This window comes from Tenacibaculum aiptasiae (genome assembly GCF_965221665.1).
GTDB lineage: Bacteria > Bacteroidota > Bacteroidia > Flavobacteriales > Flavobacteriaceae > Polaribacter > Polaribacter aiptasiae.
The window spans coordinates 293,279-320,173 of the sequence record NZ_CBDCSN010000003.1 but is presented as its reverse complement, the minus strand read 5'-3'; the positions used below and the strand labels follow the sequence as shown (position 1 = coordinate 320,173).

Genomic DNA, 26,895 nt, shown 5'->3' with positions numbered 1-26,895 from the left:
ATTTTTGGGACCTATTATTAAAGCAAAAAGAATTCTGATTTTAAGAGTTCTTTTTTTTTGACCATAAAGTATTTATTCTAAAATAACTATGATAAGTGCTTTTAAATTTAAATATCTTTGTCGTTTATAAATTAATATAAGAATGCTAAAAAGAATTCCGAATTACATTAAGTTCCTTTTCACAAATACTTTTTTTTTACTTTTATACATCTTTACTTTTAGAGTAATCTTTTTTTATTTTTTTACAGATTTAAGTAAAGCTGATACTTCAGAAATATATAAAGCATTTTCATTAGGATTGCGATTTGATATTAAATTAGCTTCAATCAGTTTTCTACCTTTAGCAATATTACTTTTCATTGTAAATTATCGTTTTTTCAAACATCGATTTTATAAAGTTTTTAGTAACATTTATATAGTAACTACTTACTTAATTATTACTTTATTTCATTTATTTGATTTTGGGTATTACGATTATTTAAACATTCGTTTAGACGCTGCTTCATTACGATTTTTAAGTAATTTAAAAATATCAACACAAGTTCTTTTTGAAAGCTATCCTGTATTTAAGGGATTATTTGCTTTTTTTATACTTACTTATATACTATATAAATTCTCTAACTGGATATACAATATGTTTAAAACCAATGATGAGGTTAGTTCTAAAAAGAAAAAAGCCTTTTTCATTGTTGTCCCTTTTTTATTACTTGCCTTTGGAATTTATAATAGCTTTACACATTATCCTTTACGTTGGAGCCAAGCTTTCTTTTCAAAAAATACTGCTGTAAATCAGTTTGCTTTAAATCCAGTTTTATATTTTTTCGATAGTTTTAAGTTTAGAAACGAAGGTTTTGATATTGAAAAAGCAAAAAAATACTACCCTTCAATAGCTAAAGAATTAAGCTTACCTAAAAAAGAATTATCATTTAAAAGAATAAACACTAAAAAAGATACTGTCATCGGTAAACCTAATATAGTAATTGTTATGTTAGAATCTCTAGGTGTTGTGCCAATGAGTTATTATGGGAATCCAATAAACACAACTCCTAAAATGGATAGTCTAATAAACAAAAGTGTTAGTTTTTCTAATTTTTACATTCATAAATCAGGGACAGCAGCTAGTGTATTTGCTAGTATTACTGGTTTACCTGATATAGATGGAATTAGGACAGCCTCTAGAAACCCAAGAATAATTAATCAAAGAATCATTTTTGACCAATTTAAAGACTACGAAAAGCTATATTTTTTAGGTGGTAGCGCTAACTGGGCAAATATTAGAGGAGTTTTTCAATCGAATATAAATGGTTTAAAGATTTTTGAAGAAGGTAGTTTTAGAACAGAAAAAAGAGCTGATGTTTGGGGAATTGACGATTATGAGCTTTTTAAAGAATCAGATATTGAACTTAGAGAATTACATCAAGAAAACAAACCTTTTATAGCTTATATTCAAACCGCTACAAATCATATGCCTTTTACAGTTCCTGATGAACAAGAAAGCTATAAACCGTTAAAAGAAAATGAAATAGATCCATCTTTACTAAAAAAAGCTGGTTTTGATGGAATTAAGCGTTTAAACGCATTACGTTATTTAGATTTTAATGTAGATAGATTCTTAAAACGTGCAAAAGAATCCGGATATTATGACAATACTATTTTTCTATTTTTTGGTGACCATAATACTTCTATGAGTTATGTTAATGAGTTTAAAGATTTATATGATTATCAATTAAACTTACATAATGTACCATTTTTTATACATGCGCCTAAATATGTCAAGCCTACAACAATTAAAAAATACACTAACTTAATTGATTTATTACCTACTGCTGCTGGTTTAGCTAATATTGATTATACTAATTATACTTTGGGTAGCGATGCTTTGAATAAAAATAGTAGTGCCAATTTTGCTTTTCTATACCAAAAAATTAAAGGAGAACCAGCCATAACTGTGTTAAAAGATTCTCTTCTATACTCTAAAGCTGTTTTAAGTGATTACAATCACTTATACAATATGAATGATAAGAGTAATACTAAAGTAGATATCAAAAAAAACTATCCAAATTTGTTGCAAAAAATGGATAGTTTAACGAATGCTGTTTACCATAGTACAAAATACTTGTACTACAATAACAAAAAAGATTAATTGAAAATTTTTCTATTTAAAAATTGATATAAATGGTATGATAATAAACCTATTATTGTACCATTTATAAAACCACATAATATATCTGTAGGAAAATGTACTCCTAAATACAGTCTACTATAAGCAAAAATTAAAGGAAATAAAACTAAATACTTAATGTAACCTGTATATTCCTTTAATAGCATAATTATAAAAACTGTAACTACAGTTGATGTGGTAGCATGACCAGATGTAAAGCTATAACTTTGAGGACTTATTAATGTTCTCAACATATCTTTAATCTCAGGATCATTATTAGGTCTTAACCTTTCAAAAACACCTCTAATTACATTGGTTATTTGATCAGAAAAAGTAACTAATAACGCTATAAATACAACAGTAAAAAGCCCTTTCTTCAATCCCAAGTATTTAAATACTAAAAAAAGTATAACAATAAATAAAGGAATCCAAGAAAATTGATTGGTAATAAATAACCAAAATCCATCCCATTGTTCACTTCCTAAACTATTTAAAAAAATTAGGAGTTCTTTATCTTTTTGAATAATATTATCTAACAAAACTATTTACCTACTTTTAATACTTCTATTTCAAAAATTAAATCAGATTTTGAAGGAATAGGTCCTAAACTCCTTTCTCCATAGCCTAAATAATAAGGTATAAATAACCTTTTCTTATCTCCTTCTTTCATCCCTTTCACACCTTCTTTCCATCCTGCAATTAATGGTAAATTTGGATCATCTATTGTAAAAGTAAACGGATTTCCTTTATCTAAACTAGAATCTATTTTTTTTCCATTTTGTAAATACAATGTATAATGTACTGTAGTTGGAATTGCTGGATTAACCTTCTTTCCATTTCCTTTTTGTAATTCTAAAATTTTAAGTCCAGAATCAGTAGTTTTAGATTTAAAAAAACCTTTTTCTTCTAAAAACTTTCTTTTCTTTTCTTCTAAAGCTTTTCTTCTTTCTTCCTTCCTAATATCTATGTTTGCTATTTCTCTTTCAAAAACAACAGGCGCATCAAACTTCTTAGCTTCTTTTCCTACTCTTATAATTTCAACTTTACTGATATAATCATTTTGTTTAATGGTATCTACAATATTTTGTCCAATCTTTACTATTCCAAACACTGTATGCTTACCATTTAACCAAGGTGTTTCTTTATGCGTTATAAAAAACTGACTTGAATTAGAAGCTGGTCCAGAATTAGCCATAGATAATACTCCAGGACCATCATGCTTAAATATTAACTTAGCATCTTGATCCAAAGGGAATTCATCATCAAATTTATACCCTGCATTTCCTGCTCCAGTTCCAGTAATATCACCACCTTGAATCATAAAATCTTTAATTACTCTATGAAATTTAGTTCCATCATAGTATGGTTTTCCCTTTAATGAATCTGTCATTTTTGGGTTACTTCCTTCAGCCAACGAAACAAAATTTGCTACTGTCATTGGAACTTCCTTCTCGTGTAACTTTACTAAAATATCTCCACGATTTGTTTGGATATCGGCATACAATCCATTTTCTAAATCAGGATATTTTACTGACTTACATGCTGAAAACAATAAAACAGCTACTATTAAAATTTTAAATAACTTCATTTATTTTAATTTAAGTTTCTCTTATAAACAATCAATTAGGTTAGCATCACCTACTAACCTAATTGATTTTCATTTATTTATATTTTTTATTAGTTAACTTCAAGTAACTCTACTTCAAAAACTAATGGAGAAAAAGGCTTTATTTTAGCACCTCTTTGTTGAGCTCCATACGCCAATTCTTGAGGTATAAAGAACTTATACTTAGCTCCAGGCTTCATTAACTGTAAACCTTCAGTCCATCCTTTAATTACTTGACCTACTCCGAACTCACTTGGTTGACCTCTATCTACAGAACTATCAAATACAGTTCCATCAGCTAATGTTCCATGGTAGTGTACTTTTACTCTTGAACTTAATTTAGGCGATTCTCCTTTTCCTTCTTTTAAAACAATATACTGTAAACCACTTTCTGTAGTTTTTACACCTTCTTTTGTTTTATTTTCAGCAATAAACTTTTCACCTTCTTTTTTATAATCACCGAACTCTATTTCAGCTTTTTTAGCTAACTCTTGTTGTTGCTTAATCATTTTTTCTTGTTGAACTCTTTGAAAAAATGTTCTTAAGATTGGGCTTACACTTTTTGCTTCAATTAAAAGATTAGTAGAATCCATCCCATTTTTAAATCCTTGTACAAACAAATCTTGATTCATATCTTCAAAATTCATTTTAATCTTACTAGCCATATCTAATCCAATAGCATAACTTACTGAATCTACTTCATTTGCTAAAGATTTACTAGTTTTAAACTGACTATTGTTAGTATTATTACAAGAAACAATTGATAAACCTATAACTGTAACTGCTAAAATTTTGGTTAATTTCATTTTTTATTTATTTGATTTTATTTCGATTAATGTTACTGTACTTATGATTGGCTGGTTAACAGCAATCTTATTTCCATCTCCTGTAACTCCAAAAGCACTATATGATGGAATCACAAATGTAATAGTTTCTCCTTTCTTCATCAACTTTATTCCTTCTTGTAATGCAGGAATAAAATCTTCTTTATCTACCTTATAATTTTTTTCTTCTTTTTCATATATCGTATTACCGTTTAAATCGGTTACATCATACGATAGTAAAACCAAATCTTCTAAAACTGGTGTTACTGTACTTATTGAATCTTTCTTCTTATAAGTATACCAAAATCCTTGAGGAGATATCTCATACTTTGTAAGTGTATCTTGTGAAATCCAATTTTCAAGATACTTTTTTTCTAAAGCATTTAACTTTTTATTCTTTTCGATAACCTCTTTATAAAAGTTTTCTGTCCCTTGCTTTTTTGGTCTTCTTGCTTCAGTATTCTTACATGAAACTATTGCTAAAGTCAATAAAAGGAAAAAAATTGCTTTAAATTTCATAAGATGTTTCTAATTCGTTTTTATATTTAGGTAACAACGCCGTAAACTTAGAAATAGTATCTTCCATAGATTCTAGGCTCTTACCTCCAGCTGCATTATCATGCCCTCCTCCATTAAAGTAATTCCTTGCAAATTGATTTACTGAAAACTTTCCTTTACTTCGAAGTGACATTTTTATAATTCCCTGTTCTTTATCTTCAATAAAAATAGCAGCAAATACAATTCCTTTCAAAGATAAAGCATAATTTACAACTCCTTCGGTATCTCCTTTTTCATAACTAAAACGTTTCTTTTCTTCCTCTGATAGAGTTATAAAAGCCGTTTTATATTCTGGCAATACTTTCATATTACTCAATGCCTGACCTAATAATAATAATCTATTATACGAATTTGCATCGTGAACATTGCTATGGATTTTATCATTTTCAGCACCTTTATCAATCAAATCAGCTATAATACGATGCGTAGTACTAGTAGTAGATCTAAATCGGAAGGAACCAGTATCTGTCATTATTCCTGTATACAAACAAGTTGCAATATTCTTATCTATCATATCAACATCTCCCATCATCTCTATAAAATTATATACCATTTGACAGGTTGATGACATTGTTGTGTCTGAATACATATATTCAAAATCATCTGGTTGTTGATGATGATCTATTAATGCAAAGTTATTTTCATACTTTTCTAAAGTATTCTTCATATCATCACCTACTCTATGCAATGCATTAAAATCTAGTAAAAATATAATTTCTGACTTTCCTAAAGCCTTTACACTTTGAGTATTTTGACGATCGAAACGTTTTACAGTTTCTGAACCTGGAATCCAGTGTAAAAAGTCTGGATATTCATTAGGCATTAATACTTGCGTTGTATGTCCTTTTTTATCAAAATAATGCTTCAATCCTAAAGTAGACCCTATTGCATCTCCATCTGGATTTCTATGACCTATTATCACAATATTTTTAGGTTCTGATAAAAATTCTTGTAGTTCTTTAAAGTGTTTTAAAATCATAAGTGGCGAAGATACAATTAAATTAAAAAAATTATGTAATTTCGCGCCGATTTGTGCGAAGCTCGCACTTACAAATTTTATTTACTTTATTTATAGAAACTTATAATAATGGCAACAAATAGAACTTTTACAATGATTAAACCAGATGCTGTTGAAAACGGACATACTGGTGCAATTTTAGAAAAAATTAACGCTGCTGGTTTTAGAATCGTAGCAATGAAAAAAACTCAAATGACTAAGCGTGATGCTGAAACTTTTTATGCTATTCACTGCGAGCGTCCATTCTTCGGTGAATTAGTTGAGTTTATGACTCGTGGTCCAATTATCTCTGCTATCTTAGAAAAAGATAATGCAGTTGAGGACTTCAGAACTTTAATTGGAGCTACAAACCCTGCTGAAGCAGCTGAAGGAACTATCCGTAAAATGTTTGCTACTTCTATTGGAGAAAATGCAGTACACGGTTCTGATTCTGATGAAAATGCAGCTATCGAAGGTGCTTTCCATTTTTCTGGTAGAGAAATGTTCTAAGAAAGAAAATTCTTTTAAATATATTAAAACTCGTTACTTCTCGTAACGAGTTTTTTATTTTAATTATTTAATTTGATTCTTAATTTACTTCATTCTAAATTGGTTTACCTATAATTTATAAAATTAAAAATGAAACTTGGAGAAGAATTATCTATAAGGTTAAGAGAAATATTAGTCAGTGGTAATTGGGTTACAGGTACCAACATTAAAAATCAAATTATTGATTTAGATTGGAAAATTGCTACTCAAAAAGTGAATAATCTAAACACTATTGCCGATTTAGTATTTCATATAGATTATTATATCGCTGGTGTCTTAGAAGCCATCGAAACTGGAAAACTTGAAATTAGAGACAAATACAGCTTCAATTCTCCTCCTATAAATAATAAAAAGGATTGGAAAAATAGAATTGATACTTTTTGTAATAATGCTGAGAGGTTTGCTACAAAAGTTGAAAAATTGACTAATAATGAACTAGACAAAGTCTTTTTTTCTCCTAAGTACGGAACTATTCATAGAAATATAAATGTAATTATTGAGCATAGTTACTATCATTTTGGTCAAATAATCTTAATCAAAAAAATGTTAATTAAATAAATCTTCAATTAACACCTTCTAATTCATAAAACTAAACTAACATTAGTTTTTTAACTAACTCCTCTCCCATTTCTTCATTAATCATACGTACAATTTTCTCCTTTCCGTAACTTAACTCTTCTCGCAATACAGAAGATGATAAACAAACAACTAAGGTTCCATTTTGCAATTTAACTTCAGTTGTATAAGAAGCAACACCAGCTCCCATTAATTTTTCCCAAGCTTCTTCAATATGAATTTTTTGAAATCCTTTGTTCAACTTGCTATCTTTAATGTAAGTACCTAATAAATCTTTTATTGAAAAGCTATCGCTCTCTCTCTTTGTCATTTTACCCTTCTGTTATTTTGTATTTTAGATTAAATATTAATATAAAAGTTATTTCCTTAACTTTCTTATTATAATTTAAAAATCTGATATTCTTGATTACTTTGTTTAATCACATTCTCTGTACGTTCAAAATGCGTATCGGTAATAAATATTTGTCCAAATTCATCGTTATTTACCAATCCCACAATATGCGCTACCCTATTCTCATCTAACTTATCGAAAATATCATCTAACAATAAAATTGGTGTAACATTAGATTGCTTTTTAATAAACTCAAACTGTGCCAATTTTAACGCTATTAAATATGATTTCTGTTGTCCTTGAGAACCAAACTTTTTAATTGGATGATCTCCTATCTCAAAATTTAAATCGTCTTTATGAATTCCCGTTGAAGTATACTGTAACATTCTATCTTTCTCTAAACTCTGAACAAGCAAATCAGACAAACTTACATCATGCAACTGGCTTTTGTAACGTAAATTCACTTCTTCTTTGGCTCCTGAAATAACTTTATGTTTTTCATTAAAAATAGGAACAAATTCTTCTAAAAAAGCTTTTCTCTTAGAATATATAACGCTACCATACTCAACTAATTGCTCATCATACACCTTTAAATTTAAAGCATCAAAGGTTCTATTTGCTGCAAAATATTTTAGTAAAGCATTTCGCTGACTTATAGTTTTATTGTATGAAATTAAAGTTTGTAAGTATTTTTTATCTTGCTGAGAAATTACACCGTCTATAAATTTTCTACGTGTATCACTACCTTCTACAATTAAATCTCTATCAGCCGGAGAAATAATAACCAACGGCAATTGACCAATATGTTCAGAAAACTTATCGTATGCTTTTCCGTTACGTTTTAATACTTTTTTTTGCCCTCTTTTTAAAGAGCAAATTATTTTTTCGTTTCTATCATTCAACATATAATCTCCTTCAATCATAAAAAAGTCTTGACCATGCCTAATATTCTGGCCAGCGATAGAATTGAAGTAACTTTTTGCAAATGAGAGATAGTAAATTGCATCTAAAACATTGGTTTTTCCAATACCATTATTACCTACAAAACAATTTATTTTCTTTTGAAAATCAAAAGTTTGAGTTTCAATATTCTTAAAATTTACTAAAGATATTTTTTGCAAATACATGTAATGATTGTTATTATCGGAAAAGAAAGCGCAAATTATTGAAAATTTTACGAAAAATCGGCTTTTAAAATCCAATTAAAAAAACTATTTTTGTCGCCACTAATTTTTAAGCAATTATGGCTACATACAAGAAAAGAGGTTATAAACCTAAGAAAGAAAAGGTTGTACAAGAAGTAGAAGAAGTTTTTGACGAATCGCAAAGTACTACAGCAGAAGTATTTAATACTTTAGATGAAACTGCGAATAAATCGGAACAATGGATTGAAAAAAATAGCAAACCATTATTTTACGGATTGGTAACTGTTGCAGCTTTAATCTTAGTTTATTTAGCTTACAATAAATTTATTGCTGAACCTACAGAAAGAGATGCTTCTAATAACTTAGCTTATCCAAGAGCTTTATTTGAAAAAGCAAGTACTTCTGCAGGTGTTAAAGCTGATTCTTTATACAACTTATCTTTAGTTGGAGGTGTTGATGGTAAATATGGATTTACTGACATTGCTTCTATGTACAGCGGTACTAAAGCTGGAAACTTAGCAAACTATTATGCTGGTATTTCTTATTTAAAAATGAAGAAATATGATAAAGCAATTGAGTATTTAAGTGACTTTAGTTCTGATGACGAATTATTAGGACCAACTGCTTTAGGTGCTATTGGTGATGCTTTTGCTGATATTAACCAACCTAAAGATGCTTTAGAATACTACGAAAAAGCAGCTAATAAAAAAGACAACCAATTTACATCTCCTTTATTCTTATTTAAAGCAGCACAAACTGCAATGGAATTAAAAGAGTATAGTAAAGCTGAAAAATTATATACAACCATTAAAGAAAGATACGCTAACTCTGACCAAGGTAGAGATATTGAAAAATATATTAACAGCGCAAAATACGCTCAATAATGGCAACAACAAATTTATCTTATTACGATAAAGCTTCAATCCCAAATGCGAAATCTTTTCGATTTGGGATTGTTGTTTCAGAATGGAATCCTGAAATAACAGGAAACATGCACAAAGGTGCAATAGAAACTTTAATAGACTGTGGAGCTGACAAAGAAAATATTGTTTCTTGGGATGTACCGGGTAGTTTCGAATTAGTTTACGGTTGTAAAAAAATGATTGAAACTCAAAAAGTCGATGCTATTATTGCTATTGGAAATGTGATTCAAGGAGAAACTAAACATTTCGATTTTGTTTGTGATGGTGTTACGCAAGGAATTGTAGATTTAAACATTAAATATGATGTTCCTGTAATTTTCTGTGTTTTAACAGACAATACTAAACAACAATCTATAGACCGTTCTGGAGGAAAACTTGGAAACAAAGGTATTGAATGTGCTGTAGCAGCTGTTAAAATGGCAGCTATTAAAAATTTAGATAGAAAACAAAATACTTTAGGTTTTTAAAAACACTTTCTTTTAAAAACTTACCATACAAAGAAGAGCCAATACAGTAAAAGTATTGGCTCTTTTTAACTTTAATTTATCTATAAATTTTGACCACCTCTCTTTAATTCAGTAACTTTGATTTTCGTCTTAATTTGGTGTGGTTTTTGCTACACTAAATATTCTAAAGAAGCATTATTTATGGGATTTATTAAAAGAGAAAATAAAAAATTCGAATACAAACCTCGCTATTATAAAGGTGATGGAAATCCATATGAAGTAAAACATAAATTTGATAAATTTCGATCTACCGTAGGTAAAAGAAAAGGCTTAAAAGGTAAATTTAATCAAGCTTTAGACGAATTTAAAAACTCAGAATATGGAGGTTTAAACAAAACTATAGTGATTATTATCATTATTTTAGTATTGATATTTTTATTTATCATCGATTTTGATCTTTCAATCTTTTTATCAAAAAACAACTAATGTCAGATATTATTCAATTACTTCCCGATCATGTTGCAAATCAAATTGCTGCAGGTGAAGTAGTACAACGTCCAGCTTCTGTAGTAAAAGAATTGATAGAAAACTCTATCGATGCTGGTGCAACTTCTATTAAATTATTATTAAAAGATGCTGGAAAAACTTTAATTCAAGTAATTGATGACGGGAAAGGAATGAGTCCAACCGATGCTCGTTTAAGCTTTGAACGTCATGCTACTTCTAAAATTAAAGATGCACAAGATTTATTTAATTTAAATACAAAAGGGTTTCGTGGTGAGGCATTAGCTTCTATTGCTGCCATTGCTCATGTAGAGTTAAAAACCAAACAAGAAGATGAAGAATTAGGAACACAAATAAAAATTGAGGGAAGCAAAATAACTTCTCAAGATGCTGTTTCTACTTCAAAAGGAACGAGTTTAGCTGTTAAAAATTTATTTTACAATATTCCAGCACGTAGAAACTTTTTAAAATCTGATGCTATTGAAACTCGTCATATTGTTGATGAATTTCAAAGGGTAGCCTTAGCACATCCTGATATTTCATTTTTATTACACCATAACAACAATGAAATATATCATTTAAAAAAGAGCAACTTACGTAAGAGAATTGTAGCTATTTTTGGAAATAAAATGAATGAAAAGTTAGTTCCTATTTCTGAACAAACGGACATCATTACCATCAAAGGATTTGTTGCTAAACCTGAATTTGCAAAGAAAAAAAGAGGTGAACAATTCTTTTTTGTAAACAATCGTTTTATTAAAAGTTCTTATTTAAATCATGCTGTAGTAAACGCTTTTGAAGGTTTATTAGAACACGGATCGCATCCTTCATATTTCTTATACTTAGAAGTACCTGCTAACAGTATTGATATTAATATTCATCCAACAAAAACAGAAATTAAGTTTGACAACGAAAAAGCTTTATATGCAATTTTACGAGCTACCGTTAAACATAGTTTAGGACAATATAATGTGAGTCCTGTATTGGATTTTGACAGAGATGCTACTTTAGACACTCCATATGATTATAGTAAAAAAAGTACTTCTACTGCATCTATACCACCAATTACAGTAGACCCAACTTTTAATCCGTTTAAAACAGAAACAAGTTATAAGTCTACTCCAAGTGTTTCTAGCAGCCCTTCTAATGGAAGTGGTTCAATGAGTTATCAATCTAACTTTAAAAAAGATACTGGTAGTTGGGAAGCTTTATATACAGATACAACTCCGATAACTCCTACAAAGCAAGAACAGCTTTTTGAATCACAACAAGAAACTGAAACAGGAAAGACTTTTCAAATTCAAAGAAAATATTTGTTGAGTTCTATTAAATCGGGGGTTGTTTTAATCAATCAGTCTTTAGCACATCAACGTATTTTATACGAAGAATTCTTAGAAAACATTACAGTAAAAGAAGCAAGTAGTCAGCAATTATTATTCCCTGTAAGTATTTCTTTTTCTACATCGGATATTGAAATGCTACAGTCTATTAAATCCGATTTAGAAAGTGCTGGTTTTATGTTTGATGAATTCACAAAAGATAGCGTAGTTATTGCTGGAATACCGACTTCTATAACAGAAAGTCAGATTACCTTAATTTTAGAGCAATTATTAGATGATATAAAATTAGAAGTTCCAGATACTAGTTTTAGTCATTTTGACGTTATGGCTAAATCTTTTGCAAAATCATTGGCTATTAAAACAGGAACCATTTTATCAGTTAAAGAACAAGAAAATTTAGTAAACGATTTGTTTTCATGTAAAGAACCTAACACCTCTCCTTTAGGTAAACCTACATTTAAGACATTGACTTTAAATGAAATTGACACCATTTTTAATAAGTAAATCATATGATGATTCCTAGATTAACAGATACAGTTAAGCATATTATTACAATAAACTTTATAATGTTTGTTGCTCCAGTATTATTAAAGATTGATTTAACTAATATCACTGATCTTCATTATCCATTAAATCCAAAATTTGGCATATGGCAATATCTTACTAGTATTTTTATGCATGGAAGCTGGGGACACCTCATTTTTAACATGCTTGGGGTATGGATATTTGGTAGCTCAGTTGAGCAAGTTCTTGGTTCTAAACGATTTTTATTTTTGTATTTATCAGCTGGAATTGGAGCAGGGTTAATACATACATTTATAAATTATTTTCAATTCAATAGTATTTTTGAGATTTTTCAAAATGCTGGATTAAATAAAGCTGAAATTTTAAATATTTTAGATGCTAGAAAAACCAATGATATTAGAATAACTCAAGTCATTACCCAAAATCAATTTAACAAAATAACCTCAATATATCATACAGTTGCATTGGGTGCATCTGGTGCTTTATTCGGAATTCTTGCTGCTGCCGCAGTATACTTCCCGAATTCAAAAATATTTACCTTTCCAATACCTATTCCAATTCCATTGAAAGTTCTTGTTATTTCATTAGTTATTTCTGATTTTTTCTTGGGAACATTTAGTTTACCTAATGATAATGTTGGAAGATTTGCTCATGTAGGAGGAGCTCTTATCGGTTTTATAATTTCATGGTATTGGAACAAAAAAAAATAAATTGCTTATGTACAACGAATTAATAAAAGATTTAGAGCAGGCTTTAAAACTATCACCTAATAACATTCCTTTAATTCTAAGATTAGGAAAATGTTATGAAGCTATATTTGATTTAGATAATGCAGAAGAACAATATCTAAAAATTTTGAGAATAGATAACACTCATATTAATGCCAAACTAAACTTAGCTAAACTATATTTTTCTTTAGGAAAACATGATGCTTCATTAGTTATTCTTGAAGAAATTCTCGATAAATTTGACAATAACATCGATATTCTTGAATTACACTGTAAACTCTTAATTAAATCAAATGAGCTTGGTACAGCACAAGAAGTATATAAAACAATACTAAACATAAATCCTAATTATAATAATAGTGAGTTTGATAATTTGCTAAAAAACAAATCTTCTTTATTTGAAGAAAAACAACTGAATACTAACGATGATTCTCTTGAAACACCCAAAATAACTTTTAAAGATATTGGGGGTATGGAAAACATTAAGAATGAAATTTCATTAAAAATTATTCAGCCCATACAACACCCAGAACTATACAAAGCATATGGTAAAAAAATTGGAGGCGGTATTTTATTATATGGCCCTCCTGGTTGCGGTAAAACACATATTGCCAGGGCTACTGCTGGAGAAATAAATGCTACTTTTATAAATATTGGTATCAATGATATTCTGGACATGTGGACTGGCAACAGTGAGAAAAATCTACATGAAATATTTGAATTAGCAAGAAGTAATAAACCTTGTGTTGTTTTTATTGATGAAATTGATGCGTTAGGAGCAAAAAGAAATGACTTATCCAAAAATGGTAGCAGAACTGTTGTTAATCAATTTTTAGCTGAATTGGATGGTATTGAATCAAATAATGAAGGAATTTTAGTACTAGGAGCTACAAATACTCCATGGTATATAGATTCTGCTTTTAGAAGACCTGGAAGATTTGATAGAATTATTTTTGTTACTCCTCCAGATGTCCTAGCAAGAAAAGAGATATTTGAAATAGCACTTAAAGATAAACCAATTGAAAAAATTGACTATGATAAATTAGCTAATCTTTCTAAAGAATTCTCAGGGGCAGATATAAATGCTTGTATAGATATTGCTATTGAGGAGAAACTTCAATCTTCTTTAAGGTCAGGCAAATTAGAGCCATTAACAATGAAAAATTTGATTAAAGCTATTAAAAAGCAAAAAACTAGTACAAAGGAATGGTTTAGTTCTGCTAAAAATTATGCTTTATATTCAAATGAAACAGGCATCTATGATGATATATTATCTTATTTAAATATCAAAAAATAATGGACCAACTTTTTTCTAGAGGAATTCAATTATACAATCTTAATAGATATCCTGAAGCTATAAAAGTTTTCAATGAAAGTTTGTCCTTGAATCCAAATGATTTTTATTCAAAATTTTATTTAGCTCTTTGTTATTATTACATTGATGATTTTATAACCTTTGAAAAAATATCTTCTTCAATTATAACAGATTTTCCAGATAATGATGAATCTTACTATTTATTAATGTTAGTTTCGTTATCTAAAAAAAACTACCAAAATGCTCTAAATCACATAACTAAAGCTATTCAGTTTAATCCTTATGAAGCTGATTATTTTGGTTATAAAGCTATCATACAAATTAACTTAAAGCTATTCAACGAAGCTTTAGCATCTTCTAATGAAGGACTTAATATAGATGCCAAAAATAAATTTTGTTTAAATACACGAACTCAATCTTTAACTAAACTTAAGCAAAAAGAAGAAGCTTTTTCAACTTTAAAAAATACATTATCAGATAACCCTGAAGATTATTTTACTCAAGCAAATGCTGGATGGACTAAATTAGAACTCGGAAATTATTCTGAAGCTAACGATCATTTTAAAGAAGCTTTAAAAATAAACCCTAATGATGATTACGCTCGTGAAGGAATGATAGAATCTTTAAAAGCTAAAAATATTATTTATAGATATTTTCTAAAGTATGCTTTTTGGATACAAAACAAAGGAGATAAATTTAAATGGGGGCTAATTATTGGAATTTATCTAATTTATCGTTTTTCTAGTTCAGTTATAGAAAATCTTGGATTCACTTTTCTTCTACCTGTTTTAGCTTTTTTATATTTAGCCTTTGTATTAGGTTCTTGGCTAATAACTCCTATCTCCAATGCTATTTTATTATTTGATTCTTATGGAAAAAATTTATTAAAAAGAAATGATTTAAATTCTGGTAGTGCTTTTTTAATAATTTTTTTAACAGCAATTATAGCTAGTATTCTAAATATTTCTTTTAATAATAATCACTATTTTTCACTAATATCAGTTTCTTCATTTTGTTCCTTAATCCCAATTACTATAGGAATTCAAAATGAAATTAAGTTTTATAAAAGTTTAGCTTTTTGGTATGGTTTTTTTATTTTTATATTGGGCTTTATAAATTTAATTACCCCTATTTCTATTTTTGTCCCAATTATCATGTTGGCTGTTTTCACATGGGGTTATAATTTTAAAAAAGAATAAATGAACATATTAGACAACCTAAAATATCGATTTAAAAATGCTGGTATAGTTGAACAACTTATTTATGTAAATCTAGCTGTATTTTTACTAGTTTTTATAAGTAATACCTTTGGTTTTTTATTTAAGTCTAATAATAATTTCTTTATAGAATGGTTTGCTTTACCTTCAAATTTTGATGAGTTTTTATCTAAACCTTGGACTATTGTTACTTATGGTTTTCTGCATACAAGATTTCTTCATATTCTTTTAAACTTAATAGCCCTATTTTTTATAGGAAACCTATTCAAACAATATTTCACCTCTAAACAATTACTTAATTTTTACTTTTTAGGTACAGTTTTCGGAGGTATTGTTTTTATCAGTAGTTACAATTTTTTTCCTGGACTTCAAAGTGTAGCAAACAATAGTGTATTATTAGGTGCTTCAGCAGGAATTTCTGCTATTTTTATAGGAATCGCAACATATATGCCTAATTATGAAATAAAGTTCCCTTTAATTGGCTTTGTCAAACTATGGATATTAGCTTTTATTTGGGTTGCCATTGACATTATTCAGATTCCTGCAGGAAATGCTGGTGGTCACTTAGCCCATATTGGTGGTGCTATTTTTGGTTTTTTATATGTAAGTAGCGCTAGTAACAAAGAATTAGAAATTTTTAAATCTTTTAGAAATATATTCAAGAAGAAAGAAAGACCTTTAAAAACAGTTTATAAATCTGGCAAAAAAACTTCTACTTCTAGATTTTCAAGCAACAAAACAAATAATCAACGTGAGATAGATTCTATTCTTGATAAAATAAGTAAGTCTGGTTATGATACCTTAACAAAAGAAGAAAAAGAATTTTTATTTAAACAAGGAAAGAAATAAATGAAGAAATACTCTATTTTAAATAAGCTTTTATTTTTTATCAATTCAGTATTAGCGGCTGTTTTGTTATTCTCGTATGCTCTTCCTTTTATATCTCCTAAAACTATCCCTGCTGTTGCAGTGTTTAGTTTATTTGTTCCTTTATTAGTTATACTTAATCTTTTCTTTTTTGTATACTGGCTTTTTAAACTTCATAAAAATGCTTTATTATCCTTATTAATACTGCTAATAGGATGGTTTGCCTCTCCTCCTTTAATTAAGTTTTCTAATAAAGAAATCATCTTAAATAATGATTTAAAAGTAATGAGTTACAATGTACGCCTGTTTAATCATTATAAACACGAAGATGATATTACAACCGAACAACAGATTTACGAGTTTATTAATAATGAGAGTCCTGATGTAATAGCAATGCAAGAGTTTTATCAATCTGAATTACTAGATATTAAACTTCCATATAAATACATTAAAACAAAATCTAAAACGAATCAGTTTGGATTAGCTATTTATTCTAAATACCCTATTGTAAACTCTGGTTCTTTAAACTTTAAAAATAGCGCCAATAATACTATTTTTATTGATGTAGTTAAGAAAAAAGATACAATACGTATTTATAATGTACACTTAGAATCGCTAAAAATAAATCCTAAAAAAGAAAATTTTGGTGAGAAAAACTCAGAGCGTTTATTTAAACGTTTAGCCAATGGTTTTGAAAAACAAGTAGATCAAACAGAGCTTATTTTACAACACGAATATTCTTGGAAAGGGAAAAAAATTGTTTGTGGTGATTTTAATAATACTGCTTATTCTTGGGTTTACAACAAACTCTCTAAAAACAAAAAAGATGCTTTTATCGCTTCTGGAATTGGTCTCGGAAAATCTTTCCGTTATATATATCCAATGCGTATTGATTTTATTTTTACTGATAAAGCTGCAACTATAAATCAGTATAAAACTTACAGCGATATAAAACTATCTGACCACTACCCTATTATGACGCGTTTACACTGGTAATTTATATGGTTTTGTTTAATAAAAACTGTATTTTTACCAATACCATAAACAAATATAAATTCTATGAATCATTACGATGTTGCAGTAATTGGTAGCGGTCCGTCGGGAGCTTCAACAGCATTTCATTTAGCCAAACAAGGCATTTCAACAGTTATTATTGAAAAAGAGACTTTACCTCGCTATAAAACTTGTGGAGGTGGTTTTGTATATAGAGGTAGAAAAGATTTACCTTTTGATATTACTGAAGTAGTAGAAAAAGAGTTTCATATAGTTGATGTTTATTTAGGAAAAAAACTTCATTTTAAAACCCATAGAGAAAAGCCAACCATTTCAATGGTAATGCGTGATTCTTTTGATAATTTAATTACTAAAAAAGCAAAAGAATTTGGTGCTACTTTATTAGAAAACCACAAACTAAAAGGCTTGTCTTTTGATAATAATGTGATTACTCTTGAGACTTCTCAAGGAAATTTAACAGCAAATTTTGTAATTGCAGCCGATGGTGCTTTAAGTCCTACAGCTAAGTTAGCCGGGTGGAAAGAAGATACACGTAAATTGATTCCTGCTTTAGAATATGAAGTAGAAGTATCGGAAGAAGATTTTGAACGTTTATCCAAAGAAGTTCGTTTTGATATTGATGCTATTCCTTTTGGATATGCTTGGAGTTTTCCAAAGAAGAATCACTTATCCCTAGGTGTAGCTTCTGCTAGAAGAACTAAAATTAATTTAAAAAAGTTTTACAAAGAATATTTACAGACTTTAGGAATTAACAACATCGTTAGTGAATCTCAGCATGGTTTTCAAATACCTGTAGCTCCTCGTACTGATGGTTTTGTAAAAAACAATGTATTCTTAATAGGTGATGCTGCTGGTTTTGCTGATCCAATTACAGCTGAAGGTATTTCAAATGCTATATATAGCGGTAAGTTAGCTGCTGAGGCTATTATTGAAACTAATAAGAATCTTGAGTTAGCTGGTAAGTTATATGAAGAGAAATTAGAGAATACATTATTACCAGAAATTAAAACTGGTTTATGGCTTGCTAAATGGTTTTATGAGCAAAAAACAATTCGAAACTTATTGTTATCTAAATACGGACAACACTTTAGTGAAGCTATGGCTGATGTTTTTCATGGAGACAGAAACTATCCTAAAGATGTAAAAGCAAGTATAAAGAAGAAAATTAAAAGTTTAGTTTTTTAATAAACTAGCTTCTATTTTAAAATTTAATAAAAAAGTTCAACAGGTTAAAAATCTACTGTTGAACTTTTTTCTATTGCTTACTTACCTTTTTTAAGTTCAATAAATCTATTGGATTAATCCCCAATCCTTTTACATTTTTCTGTGAAAAACGAATCACTTCGTCATAATACAAAGGTACAATTGGAGCTTCTTTTATAATAATACTATCCATTTTTTGGTACAATTGATAGCGTTTATCAATATTTACCTCTTGAATAGACTGTTCATATAACTCATCAAATTTCTCGTTCTTAAAATGCGTATAATTTGGTCCGTTTGGAGTAAAATTTTTACTATAAAACAACGAAACATAATTTTCCGCATCTGGATAATCTGCTATCCAACTTGCTCTAAAAATTGGCAACTTACCACTTGCCTTTCCTTGACGCAATGTTGAAGGCGGAATTACATCAACCTTAGTATCTAAACCTATTTTTTGCAACTCTCTTTGAATAAACTCACATAAATCTAAATAATTGCTATTAGTTGTTATGGTAATTTGTGGAGTATTATTTCCACTTATTGCTTTATACTCTTCTACCAATTCCTTTGCCTTTTGTGGTTGGTATAAATATCCTTCTTGATTATTAAACGATGGTAATCCTTTAGGAATAAATCCACTTGTAGCAGGTGTTCCTATACCATTTCTCAAATAGGTAATCATTTTTTCTCTATCAAACCCGTAATTAATAGCTTGTCTTATTAATTTAGACTGAGTTGGCAAACTTTTTTCTCCATCTAAATAAACTCCTAAATATTCTGTATTTAAGTAAGAACCCGTTTGCATGATTATTTTATCGGCATATTTCTCTTTCAAGGTTCCATCTGTGTTTAAAATATCATCTTTATATGAAGCATCTAAACTCTTCATAAAATCGATATTCCCTTGAATAAACTGTAAAAACTCACTTTGCTTATCTGGTAAAAAGGTAACAGCTACAGCTTCTAAATACGGTAATTGCTTTCCTTGTGTGTCTTTTTCAAAATACAACGGATTTTTTCGTAATACCAACTTGGTATTTTCCACCCATAATTTAAATTGAAATGGTCCTGTTCCTATTGGATTGGCTCTAAACCTATTTCCAAAATACTCAACAGCTTCTTTTGGCACTACCGAACAGTATTTCATCGCTAACAAACCTAAAAATGGTGGAAATGGCTGTTTTAAATTTATGGTAAAAACAGAATCGTTTTTTGCATGAAAACTTTCAACATTTTGCAATACCCAGCCTCCTGGAGAAACTACATTTTTATCTAATAATCTATTAAATGAATATTCAAAATCTTTTGCTTTTAATGTTCTCGTAGAATCCTTACCAAATAGTTGATGCTTATGAAAATATACATCATCTCTTAAGGTAAACTCGTAGTTTTTCCCATCTTCAGAAATTGTCCAACTCTTAGCAATTGCTGGTTTTACATGCAAACTATCATCCAATTCAACCAGTCCATTATACAATTGATTGACCGCCCAAATATTTCGTTGATCTTTAGCAAAAGCTGGATCTAATGATGTAATATTGGAATGTTCGTTATAACGAAAAACTTGTTGATCGCTAAACTTACTTTCTTTTTTTGAACAAGCATAAAAAGCTAGTAAAAAGAATCCTAAAACAAGAAAGTTATTTTTTCTTTCTTTTATTTTTATAATAGTCTTTATCGGCAATGTATATAGTTTTAGACACTTCTGCATAAACCGTTGAAGCATCTTTATTAGTTATTTTAATTTCTTTTATTAAATCTATTTCTTTTTCTTCTTTTACTCTTTCTTTTATCTCTGCTATTTCTTCTTCAGTAAAAGTAAAATCTACATACGAATTTTCTTTGGCTGGTCGCTTAAATTTTATTTCTGCTTTTTTATCCCAAACCACATACGAATCTTCTAAAATATTAATCAATTGTACCATGAATACTGGATCTGTGGCTGAAAATAAACTTCCTCCAAAAATAGAACCTACATAATTTCTATTTTTATAACTTATAGGTATTTTTACTTGTACACTTAATAAATCATCTGACACACTTAATACTTTTCCTGTTGATCTACGATACATAGGAGAAATATTAAATCCATATTTGAATATGGTACTCTTCTTAAAAAACTTTTTTAAAATTTTTGATATTGCTGCGTACATCTAATTAATCCTTATTTTCAAATCCATATTCTCGTTCTACTTTACATATTCGTAATTGATATTTTTTATACCATTTTTCTCTTCCTATTTCTCTAGCTTCTGTATGTTCAATATTATTTTTCCATACTGTAATAGCTTCCAAGCTTTTCCAATAAGAAACCGTTATACCTATATCTGCTCTAGCCGACTCAATCCCTAAATAACCTTCTTGTTGTTTTGCAAGAACCTCCATTCTTTCAGCCATCTCACTATAACCTTCTAAATTATTTGTTAGAATTGTTGTAAAAATCACAGCATAATAAGGTGGAGTTAACGAGTCTTCTATCATAATATCAATTCATATTTTGTTTCTGGTAAACCAATATCATCACTAACAAATTTCTCTACTTCTTTAAAATTAAATCGTTTTAAAATTTTAGCTGAAGCAATATTTTCGTCTACCACACAACCTATCAGTTTTTTCATTCCTACTGATTTGCAATAGTTAATTAAAGATTCACAAATCTCTGTAGCATAACCATTCCCCCAATATTCTTGTATAAATCGGTATCCTATTTCATCATTTCCTTCTTCATCTTTTACCAATGCAACTGTTCCTATAAACTCTTTGTCTGATCTTCGTTCAATAGTGTAAATCCAAAAATCATTTCCTTCTTCATCATACTTCTTTATCAAGTCTTTAAGTTCAATTTCACATTCAGAAAGCGTTTTGACCTCCCCTGTTGCATATTGTAATACTAACGGATTACTTTCTAATTTAAAAAAGCCTTCTAAATCAGATAATTCTAATTTTCTAATGACTAATCTTTCGGTTTCAAAAATCATGAATAATATCGTATTTTTGCAAATTGTAAAACTGAATACATACAGTTTTAATAACATAAACTATACGAACTTCTAAAAAATTAAAGACTTATACAAGGTTTTTATTTTTTATTAAGGATTGAGAAAAGAATGAATGCAGATAAAAGAGTAGCTTTTTACACTTTAGGTTGTAAATTAAATTTTTCGGAAACTTCTACCATTGCTAGAAACTTTGTAAATGAAGGTTTTGAACGTGTTGAATTTGAAGAAAAAGCAGATGTGTATGTAATTAATACTTGTTCGGTAACCGATAATGCCGACAAACGTTTTAAAAGTATTGTAAAATCTGCCTTAAAGAAAAACGACAATGCTTTTGTTATTGGTGTTGGATGTTATGCACAATTGAAACCTGAAGAATTAGCTGCTGTTGATGGTGTTGATTTAGTATTAGGTGCTACAGAAAAGTTTAATGTTACTAGTTATATAAATGACTTAACCAAAAACGATATTGGGGAGGTTCATTCTTGTGAAATTGAAGAAGCTGATTCTTATGTTGGTGCTTATTCTATTGGCGATCGTACTCGTGCTTTCTTAAAAGTACAAGATGGATGCGATTATAAATGTACTTATTGTACTATTCCTTTAGCTAGAGGTATTTCTCGTTCTGACACCTTAGAAAACGTAATGAAAAACGCCAAAGAAATTTCTGAAAAAGGCATTAAAGAAATTGTTTTAACTGGTGTTAATATTGGTGATTATGGTAAAGGTGAATTTGGTAATAAAAGACACGAACACACCTTTTTAGAGTTAGTTAAAGCTTTAGATACTGTTGAAGGAATTCATCGTTTACGTATTTCATCTATTGAACCAAATCTATTAAAAGATGAAACGATAGATTTTGTTGCAAACTCAGATACTTTTGTTCCTCATTTCCATATTCCTTTACAATCTGGTAGCGATACTTTGTTAAAGAGAATGAAGCGTAGGTACTTACGTAAAGTATATACTGACAGGGTTACAAAAATTAAAGAAGTAATGCCAAATGCTTGTATTGGTGTTGATGTAATTGTTGGTTTCCCTGGTGAAACTGATGAATTATTTTTAGAAACATACAACTATTTAAGTGAAATGGATATTTCTTATTTACACGTTTTCACATATTCTGAAAGGCCTAATACAGAAGCTGTTGAAATGGACGGAGTTGTTCCTAAAAATGTTCGTGCAAAACGTAGTAAAATGCTACGTGGTTTATCTGTAAAAAAACGTAGAGCTTTTTATGAAACTCAAATTGGAAATACGTTAACTGTATTATTTGAAAGCGAAAATAAAGAAGGATACATACATGGTTTTACTGAAAACTACGTAAAAGTAAAAACTCCTTGGAATCCTGAGTTAGTGAATACTTTACATACCGTTACTCTAACAAAAATTGATGAAGATGGTATTGTCCGTTTCGATTTTGTAGAAAACAGTGTTCTTAATTAAACTTAATGAGTTTAGAAAACTGGGCTTTTCTCTTTAAATGCTTTTTTTCCTTAGGAATACTTTTCTTTATTGTTACTTTCTATAAAAATAGAATTGATATTATTAGAAGTATAAAACCTAAAAGTATTAAACATTTTTTCGGTGTAGAATCATACTCTAGCTTTTTAGACTTTTTATGCGACATATTTATTCGACGTAAAACTCCTATTCTAATGACTCTTATAAACTGTATCCTTTTATTCATATGGCTTCCCGTATGGCTAATTGATAAAAAGTTTGATTTATTTATTTTTAATGATAAAAAATAGCTTAATTTTAAGCTATAAATGATATTAATTGATTTTAAATAAAATTATGAGATACCTGCTATTATCTTTTTTAGTTTTTGCATTAGCTTGTAACGCTCCAAAAAAGGATAACAAAAGTAACGTAGAAGAAAAAGAAAACGTTGTAAAAGAAGAAGTTAAAAAGCCTGAAATTATTAATAATGAGTTAATTCTTGTTCTAAAAGACCCTCAAAAAGTTAAGGATGCGAAAGCATTGGTAAACAATAGCGGACTTACTTGGAACAATTTAATTTTTGATCAAAAGGATTTAAAAATTGCTTTAATTACTGTTCCTAAAGATAAAGTTGACTTTTGGATACAACGTTTGGAAGAGTCTGGTTCTTTTAAATCTGTTGAAAAAAATAAAACAGTTAGCCTAAACAATATTAAAGAAGAGTATGAAAATAGATTATTATCTATGAGAAAAACTCCTTGTTTTGGCGATTGCCCTGTTTATGAACTATCTATTGACAAAGATGGTAATGTAACTTACAACGGTATTCAATATGTTAATGAAAAAGGAAAACATGAGTTCAAACTTTCGGAAGAACAGTTTAATAAACTTACTAAAATGCTAAACGAGGGAGATTTTGATAGCTTTAAAGACGTATACGACAATGAACGTATTACCGATTTACCTAGTACATTTATTACCTATAAAGGAAAACAAATAAAAATCCGTTTGTGGAATGATATTCCAGATGCATTAATTAACGTACACGAATACATTGAAGGTATTTTACTAGATAAAAAATTCTTTAACTAATGGCAAAAACTCATGTGTATTTTGTTCCCGGTTTAGCCGCAAACATTAAAATATTTGAGTATCTTTCTTTATCAGACGAACATTTTGAGCTTCATTATTTAAGTTGGATATTACCAAAATCACTAAATGAAACTATTGAAGAATATGCACAAAGAATGTGTGCTAATATTCAACATAAAAACCCTATATTAGTAGGAGTATCTTTTGGAGGTGTTATGGTACAAGAAATGAGTAAGCTCATTAACTGTAAAAAAGTCATTCTTATATCTAGTATAAAAACCAACAAAGAACTACCCAAACGCTTAAAAATAGCTCAAATAACAAGAGCTTATAAGCTTTTCCCTTCAAACATTATAGCGAATATTGAAAGCTATGAGCATTATTTCTTTAATGATTATTTAAAGAAAAGAGCTGAATTGTATAAGTTATACTTATCAATAAGAGATAAAGACTATTTACAATGGGCTATTTACAATGTATTACATTGGCAACAAGAAGAGCCTTTAAAAAATGTAATTCATATTCATGGAAATAAAGATGAAGTATTTCCTGTAAAACACATAGAAAATTATATTGAGGTTGAAAATGGAACCCATATTATGATTCTTAATAAAGCAAAAACTATTTCTAAAATATTAGAAAAGGAATGCTTTTTGAATGCTTAATACCAAAGTAACTTCAACAAAAAAATAAAGAGGATGAATAAATCAATACGATTCTTATCACTCACTACAGTCGTTTTTGTAGGAGTGTTATTTACGAACACCATTAGTCAATCTAATGAACCAGAAGTTAAAAATGTAGCAGAAAGCTATGAAATTAGAGCCGTTAAAGTTCCAAAGTATATGGAATTGGCTGGAGAACGTGTTCCCTTAGAAAGAGCAGATATTAAAGAGCGAATGGACCGCGAATTACTTGTTAATACTTACTGGCAATCTAACGGGTTATTATTAATAAAAAGAGCCAACAAGTTTTTTCCTATTATAGAACCTTTGCTTAAAGAATATGGTTTACCTGACGATTTTAAATATTTATGCGTTGCCGAAAGTGCTTTAATTAACATCCCTTCTTCTAAAGGAGCTGCTGGGTATTGGCATTTTATGCCAGCAACTGGACGTGAATACGGATTGGAAGTTAATAGAAATGTTGATGAACGTTATAACTTAGAAAAATCGACAAGAGTTGCTGCCGAATATTTAAAAAAGGCTAAGAAAAAATTAGGTTCTTGGACACTTGCAGCAGCAGCTTACAATGCTGGAAATGGAAGAATATCGCAACGTATGAAGCAACAACAAGTAAGCGATTATTACGATTTACTTTTAAATACCGAAACTGGTAGATATGTTTTTAGAATTTTAGCTTTAAAAGAAGTAATGTCGAATCCTAAAAAATATGGTTTTGTATTTGACAAAGAAGACCTTTATACCTTCCCTGACACTTATGAAATTAAAGTAGACACTGCTATAACAAATATTGCGAGTTTTGCTAAGACTTGTGGTGTGACTTATAAAGATTTAAAGTTGGTAAATCCATGGTTAAGAGAAACAAAACTTAATAATAAAAGTCGTAAAGAATACACTCTTAAAATCCCTATTAAATAATGAAAAAAATATTACCTATTATATATATAGCTATCGGTATTTTTATTCTTGTTAACACTTTTTCTAGGTTTTCTCAAGATTTAGAGAGCTACCGAGTTATTTTAAATTTTAAAACCGAAAACAAGTATATTTTTGTACTTATTAGAGTATTGTTTGCTGGGTGGTTTTTAATTGATGGTGTAAAAAAATTAAAACAAATTAACGAAGAAGAATAATTTAGTTTTAATTATCGATTATATTTTTAACTCTACCTACAATTCCTGATTCTAATTGCACTTTAATTCCATGGGGATGATTTGACGATTTCGTCAATATTCTCCCTACAATTCCTACAGTTAATTCTCCAGTTCTTTGATGATTTTTTTGAACAACCTCAACTTCTAAACCAATCATTATATCTTTTCTATTTCTTCCGTCTTTCATTTAATTCAATTAAAATATAAAAATAAGAAAGCCTATCAACTATGATAGGCTTTTCTCATTAAAAAGTTTACTCTGGTAATCTATATATTATAATACTCTTACGTTAACAGCGTTTAATCCTTTTCTTCCTTCTTGTAACTCGAATTCTACTTCGTCGTTTTCACGGATTTCATCAATTAATCCAGAAACGTGTACAAAATGTTCTTTGTTTGTTCCTTCTTCAACGATAAATCCAAATCCTTTTGACTCGTTGAAAAATTTTACAGTACCTTTATTCATTATAAAAAATTATGTGTTGTTTGCTTAAGTGCCTACAACTTTTGCCAAAGGTACTGCCATTTTTTCTATTTAAACCTAATTTATTGATTTTATTATAATTATTTTATTCACATAAGTTTCTTGAAAAGATTTAGCGCTTTATTTGCTTGAAGTAATATTTTTACTTTTTAAAATAAGTACTCTAAATATTCGTAGTTTTTATTTACATTTAATTTTCAAAATTACT

At 28.8% G+C, this 26,895-nt stretch carries 31 protein-coding genes; 18 read left to right on the top strand and 13 right to left on the bottom strand.

Going from position 1 to position 26,895, the window contains the following annotated elements; all coding sequences use genetic code 11:
* The first annotated feature begins 142 nt into the window (after positions 1-142).
* A complete protein-coding gene (locus ACOQN8_RS13190; protein WP_420553036.1) occupies positions 143-2,143 on the top strand; it encodes an LTA synthase family protein in 2,001 nt (666 codons plus the stop codon).
* Here ACOQN8_RS13190 and ACOQN8_RS13185 read toward each other — a convergent pair.
* The 5 genes from ACOQN8_RS13185 to ACOQN8_RS13165 all read right to left on the bottom strand — a co-directional run bounded on the left by ACOQN8_RS13185 (position 2,140) and on the right by ACOQN8_RS13165 (position 6,128).
* Positions 2,140-2,700 carry a phosphatase PAP2 family protein gene (locus ACOQN8_RS13185; RefSeq protein WP_420553035.1) on the bottom strand — a complete coding sequence of 187 codons (561 nt, stop codon included), beginning with the start codon at positions 2,698-2,700 and terminating at the stop codon, positions 2,140-2,142. The two genes, ACOQN8_RS13190 and ACOQN8_RS13185, sit on opposite strands and share 4 nt — an antisense overlap.
* Before the next feature lie 2 nt (positions 2,701-2,702).
* Entirely contained in the window at positions 2,703-3,749 is a 1,047-nt protein-coding gene (locus ACOQN8_RS13180) for a peptidylprolyl isomerase (RefSeq protein WP_420553034.1), read from the bottom strand.
* An 89-nt stretch (positions 3,750-3,838) separates the two neighbouring features.
* On the bottom strand, positions 3,839-4,573 hold the full coding sequence (locus ACOQN8_RS13175; protein ID WP_420553033.1) for a BamJ family beta-barrel-assembly machinery protein: 735 nt from the start codon (positions 4,571-4,573) through the stop codon (positions 3,839-3,841).
* A gap of 3 nt (positions 4,574-4,576) precedes the next feature.
* Positions 4,577-5,110 (bottom strand): gliding motility-associated peptidyl-prolyl isomerase GldI, encoded by a 534-nt coding sequence (gene gldI / locus ACOQN8_RS13170; protein WP_420553032.1) that lies wholly within the window; start codon positions 5,108-5,110, stop codon positions 4,577-4,579.
* Positions 5,100-6,128 (bottom strand): DHH family phosphoesterase, encoded by a 1,029-nt coding sequence (locus ACOQN8_RS13165; RefSeq protein WP_272148784.1) that lies wholly within the window; start codon positions 6,126-6,128, stop codon positions 5,100-5,102. The genes gldI and ACOQN8_RS13165 overlap by 11 nt, the downstream gene beginning before the upstream one ends.
* 108 nt (positions 6,129-6,236) lie before the next feature.
* Between ACOQN8_RS13165 and ACOQN8_RS13160 the strand changes: the two genes are divergently transcribed.
* Complete coding sequence (locus ACOQN8_RS13160; protein WP_420553031.1) at positions 6,237-6,656, top strand: nucleoside-diphosphate kinase; 420 nt, start codon at positions 6,237-6,239, stop codon at positions 6,654-6,656.
* Positions 6,657-6,785: 129 nt separating this feature from the next.
* Entirely contained in the window at positions 6,786-7,253 is a 468-nt protein-coding gene (locus tag ACOQN8_RS13155; protein WP_420553030.1) for a DUF1572 domain-containing protein, read from the top strand.
* A 31-nt stretch (positions 7,254-7,284) separates the two neighbouring features.
* Here ACOQN8_RS13155 and ACOQN8_RS13150 read toward each other — a convergent pair whose 3' ends face one another.
* Complete coding sequence (locus ACOQN8_RS13150) at positions 7,285-7,581, bottom strand: DciA family protein (RefSeq protein ID WP_272148781.1); 297 nt, start codon at positions 7,579-7,581, stop codon at positions 7,285-7,287.
* A 68-nt stretch (positions 7,582-7,649) separates the two neighbouring features.
* Positions 7,650-8,729, bottom strand: coding sequence for a DNA replication/repair protein RecF (gene recF / locus ACOQN8_RS13145; protein WP_235273932.1), 1,080 nt, complete (start codon positions 8,727-8,729; stop codon positions 7,650-7,652).
* Between the two features lie 116 nt (positions 8,730-8,845).
* Between recF and ACOQN8_RS13140 the strand changes: the two genes are divergently transcribed.
* The 10 genes from ACOQN8_RS13140 (at position 8,846) to ACOQN8_RS13095 (ending at position 18,811) form a co-directional block, all read left to right on the top strand.
* Complete coding sequence (locus ACOQN8_RS13140) at positions 8,846-9,631, top strand: tetratricopeptide repeat protein (protein ID WP_420553029.1); 786 nt, start codon at positions 8,846-8,848, stop codon at positions 9,629-9,631.
* A complete protein-coding gene (gene ribH, locus ACOQN8_RS13135; protein WP_299120225.1) occupies positions 9,631-10,137 on the top strand; it encodes a 6,7-dimethyl-8-ribityllumazine synthase in 507 nt (168 codons plus the stop codon). Before ACOQN8_RS13140 ends, ribH begins: the two co-directional genes overlap by 1 nt.
* 180 nt (positions 10,138-10,317) lie before the next feature.
* Entirely contained in the window at positions 10,318-10,602 is a 285-nt protein-coding gene (locus tag ACOQN8_RS13130) for a riboflavin synthase subunit beta (RefSeq protein ID WP_420553028.1), read from the top strand.
* Positions 10,602-12,464: a DNA mismatch repair endonuclease MutL gene (gene mutL / locus ACOQN8_RS13125; protein WP_420553027.1), complete on the top strand. Its 1,863-nt coding sequence runs from the start codon at positions 10,602-10,604 to the stop codon at positions 12,462-12,464. Before ACOQN8_RS13130 ends, mutL begins: the two co-directional genes overlap by 1 nt.
* Positions 12,465-12,469: 5 nt before the next feature.
* Positions 12,470-13,195, top strand: coding sequence for a rhomboid family intramembrane serine protease (locus ACOQN8_RS13120; protein WP_420553026.1), 726 nt, complete (start codon positions 12,470-12,472; stop codon positions 13,193-13,195).
* 7 nt (positions 13,196-13,202) lie between these two features.
* Complete coding sequence (locus ACOQN8_RS13115; RefSeq protein WP_420553025.1) at positions 13,203-14,510, top strand: AAA family ATPase; 1,308 nt, start codon at positions 13,203-13,205, stop codon at positions 14,508-14,510.
* Positions 14,510-15,727, top strand: coding sequence for a tetratricopeptide repeat protein (locus ACOQN8_RS13110; RefSeq protein WP_420553024.1), 1,218 nt, complete (start codon positions 14,510-14,512; stop codon positions 15,725-15,727). The genes ACOQN8_RS13115 and ACOQN8_RS13110 overlap by 1 nt, the downstream gene beginning before the upstream one ends.
* Positions 15,728-16,594 carry a rhomboid family intramembrane serine protease gene (locus ACOQN8_RS13105; protein WP_420553023.1) on the top strand — a complete coding sequence of 289 codons (867 nt, stop codon included), beginning with the start codon at positions 15,728-15,730 and terminating at the stop codon, positions 16,592-16,594. It begins immediately after the preceding gene.
* Positions 16,595-17,608, top strand: a complete 1,014-nt coding sequence (locus ACOQN8_RS13100) for an endonuclease/exonuclease/phosphatase family protein (protein ID WP_420553022.1) — start codon at positions 16,595-16,597, stop codon at positions 17,606-17,608. It begins immediately after the preceding gene.
* A gap of 63 nt (positions 17,609-17,671) precedes the next feature.
* A complete protein-coding gene (locus tag ACOQN8_RS13095; RefSeq protein WP_420553021.1) occupies positions 17,672-18,811 on the top strand; it encodes a geranylgeranyl reductase family protein in 1,140 nt (379 codons plus the stop codon).
* Positions 18,812-18,881: 70 nt separating this feature from the next.
* Here the strand turns inward: ACOQN8_RS13095 and ACOQN8_RS13090 are convergent, their stop codons facing one another.
* The 4 genes from ACOQN8_RS13090 to ACOQN8_RS13075 are packed head-to-tail and all read right to left on the bottom strand — an operon-like array spanning position 18,882 to position 21,810.
* On the bottom strand, positions 18,882-20,510 hold the full coding sequence (locus ACOQN8_RS13090; protein WP_420553777.1) for an ABC transporter substrate-binding protein: 1,629 nt from the start codon (positions 20,508-20,510) through the stop codon (positions 18,882-18,884).
* A complete protein-coding gene (locus ACOQN8_RS13085) occupies positions 20,473-20,985 on the bottom strand; it encodes a DUF4442 domain-containing protein (protein WP_420553020.1) in 513 nt (170 codons plus the stop codon). Before ACOQN8_RS13085 ends, ACOQN8_RS13090 begins: the two co-directional genes overlap by 38 nt.
* A 4-nt stretch (positions 20,986-20,989) precedes the next feature.
* Positions 20,990-21,313, bottom strand: coding sequence for an antibiotic biosynthesis monooxygenase family protein (locus ACOQN8_RS13080; protein WP_420553019.1), 324 nt, complete (start codon positions 21,311-21,313; stop codon positions 20,990-20,992).
* Positions 21,310-21,810, bottom strand: a complete 501-nt coding sequence (locus ACOQN8_RS13075; protein WP_299120199.1) for a GNAT family N-acetyltransferase — start codon at positions 21,808-21,810, stop codon at positions 21,310-21,312. Before ACOQN8_RS13075 ends, ACOQN8_RS13080 begins: the two co-directional genes overlap by 4 nt.
* Positions 21,811-21,939: 129 nt before the next feature.
* Between ACOQN8_RS13075 and mtaB the strand changes: the two genes are divergently transcribed.
* The 5 genes from mtaB to ACOQN8_RS13050 all read left to right on the top strand — a co-directional run bounded on the left by mtaB (position 21,940) and on the right by ACOQN8_RS13050 (position 26,182).
* The gene (mtaB, locus tag ACOQN8_RS13070) at positions 21,940-23,274 is read left to right on the top strand and encodes a tRNA (N(6)-L-threonylcarbamoyladenosine(37)-C(2))-methylthiotransferase MtaB (protein WP_150899089.1); all 1,335 of its coding nucleotides are present in this window, start codon (positions 21,940-21,942) and stop codon (positions 23,272-23,274) included.
* A 354-nt stretch (positions 23,275-23,628) separates the two neighbouring features.
* Complete coding sequence (locus ACOQN8_RS13065; protein ID WP_150899090.1) at positions 23,629-24,366, top strand: DUF6438 domain-containing protein; 738 nt, start codon at positions 23,629-23,631, stop codon at positions 24,364-24,366.
* Positions 24,366-25,031 (top strand): alpha/beta hydrolase family protein, encoded by a 666-nt coding sequence (locus ACOQN8_RS13060; protein WP_150899091.1) that lies wholly within the window; start codon positions 24,366-24,368, stop codon positions 25,029-25,031. The genes ACOQN8_RS13065 and ACOQN8_RS13060 overlap by 1 nt, the downstream gene beginning before the upstream one ends.
* Before the next feature lie 33 nt (positions 25,032-25,064).
* Positions 25,065-25,967 carry a lytic transglycosylase domain-containing protein gene (locus ACOQN8_RS13055; protein WP_150899092.1) on the top strand — a complete coding sequence of 301 codons (903 nt, stop codon included), beginning with the start codon at positions 25,065-25,067 and terminating at the stop codon, positions 25,965-25,967.
* Complete coding sequence (locus ACOQN8_RS13050) at positions 25,967-26,182, top strand: hypothetical protein (RefSeq protein WP_420553018.1); 216 nt, start codon at positions 25,967-25,969, stop codon at positions 26,180-26,182. The genes ACOQN8_RS13055 and ACOQN8_RS13050 overlap by 1 nt, the downstream gene beginning before the upstream one ends.
* Before the next feature lie 7 nt (positions 26,183-26,189).
* Here ACOQN8_RS13050 and ACOQN8_RS13045 read toward each other — a convergent pair whose 3' ends face one another.
* The gene (locus ACOQN8_RS13045) at positions 26,190-26,390 is read right to left on the bottom strand and encodes a YwbE family protein (protein WP_420553017.1); all 201 of its coding nucleotides are present in this window, start codon (positions 26,388-26,390) and stop codon (positions 26,190-26,192) included.
* An 87-nt stretch (positions 26,391-26,477) separates the two neighbouring features.
* Complete coding sequence (locus ACOQN8_RS13040; RefSeq protein WP_150899095.1) at positions 26,478-26,669, bottom strand: cold-shock protein; 192 nt, start codon at positions 26,667-26,669, stop codon at positions 26,478-26,480.
* Positions 26,670-26,895: the final 226 nt, after the last annotated feature.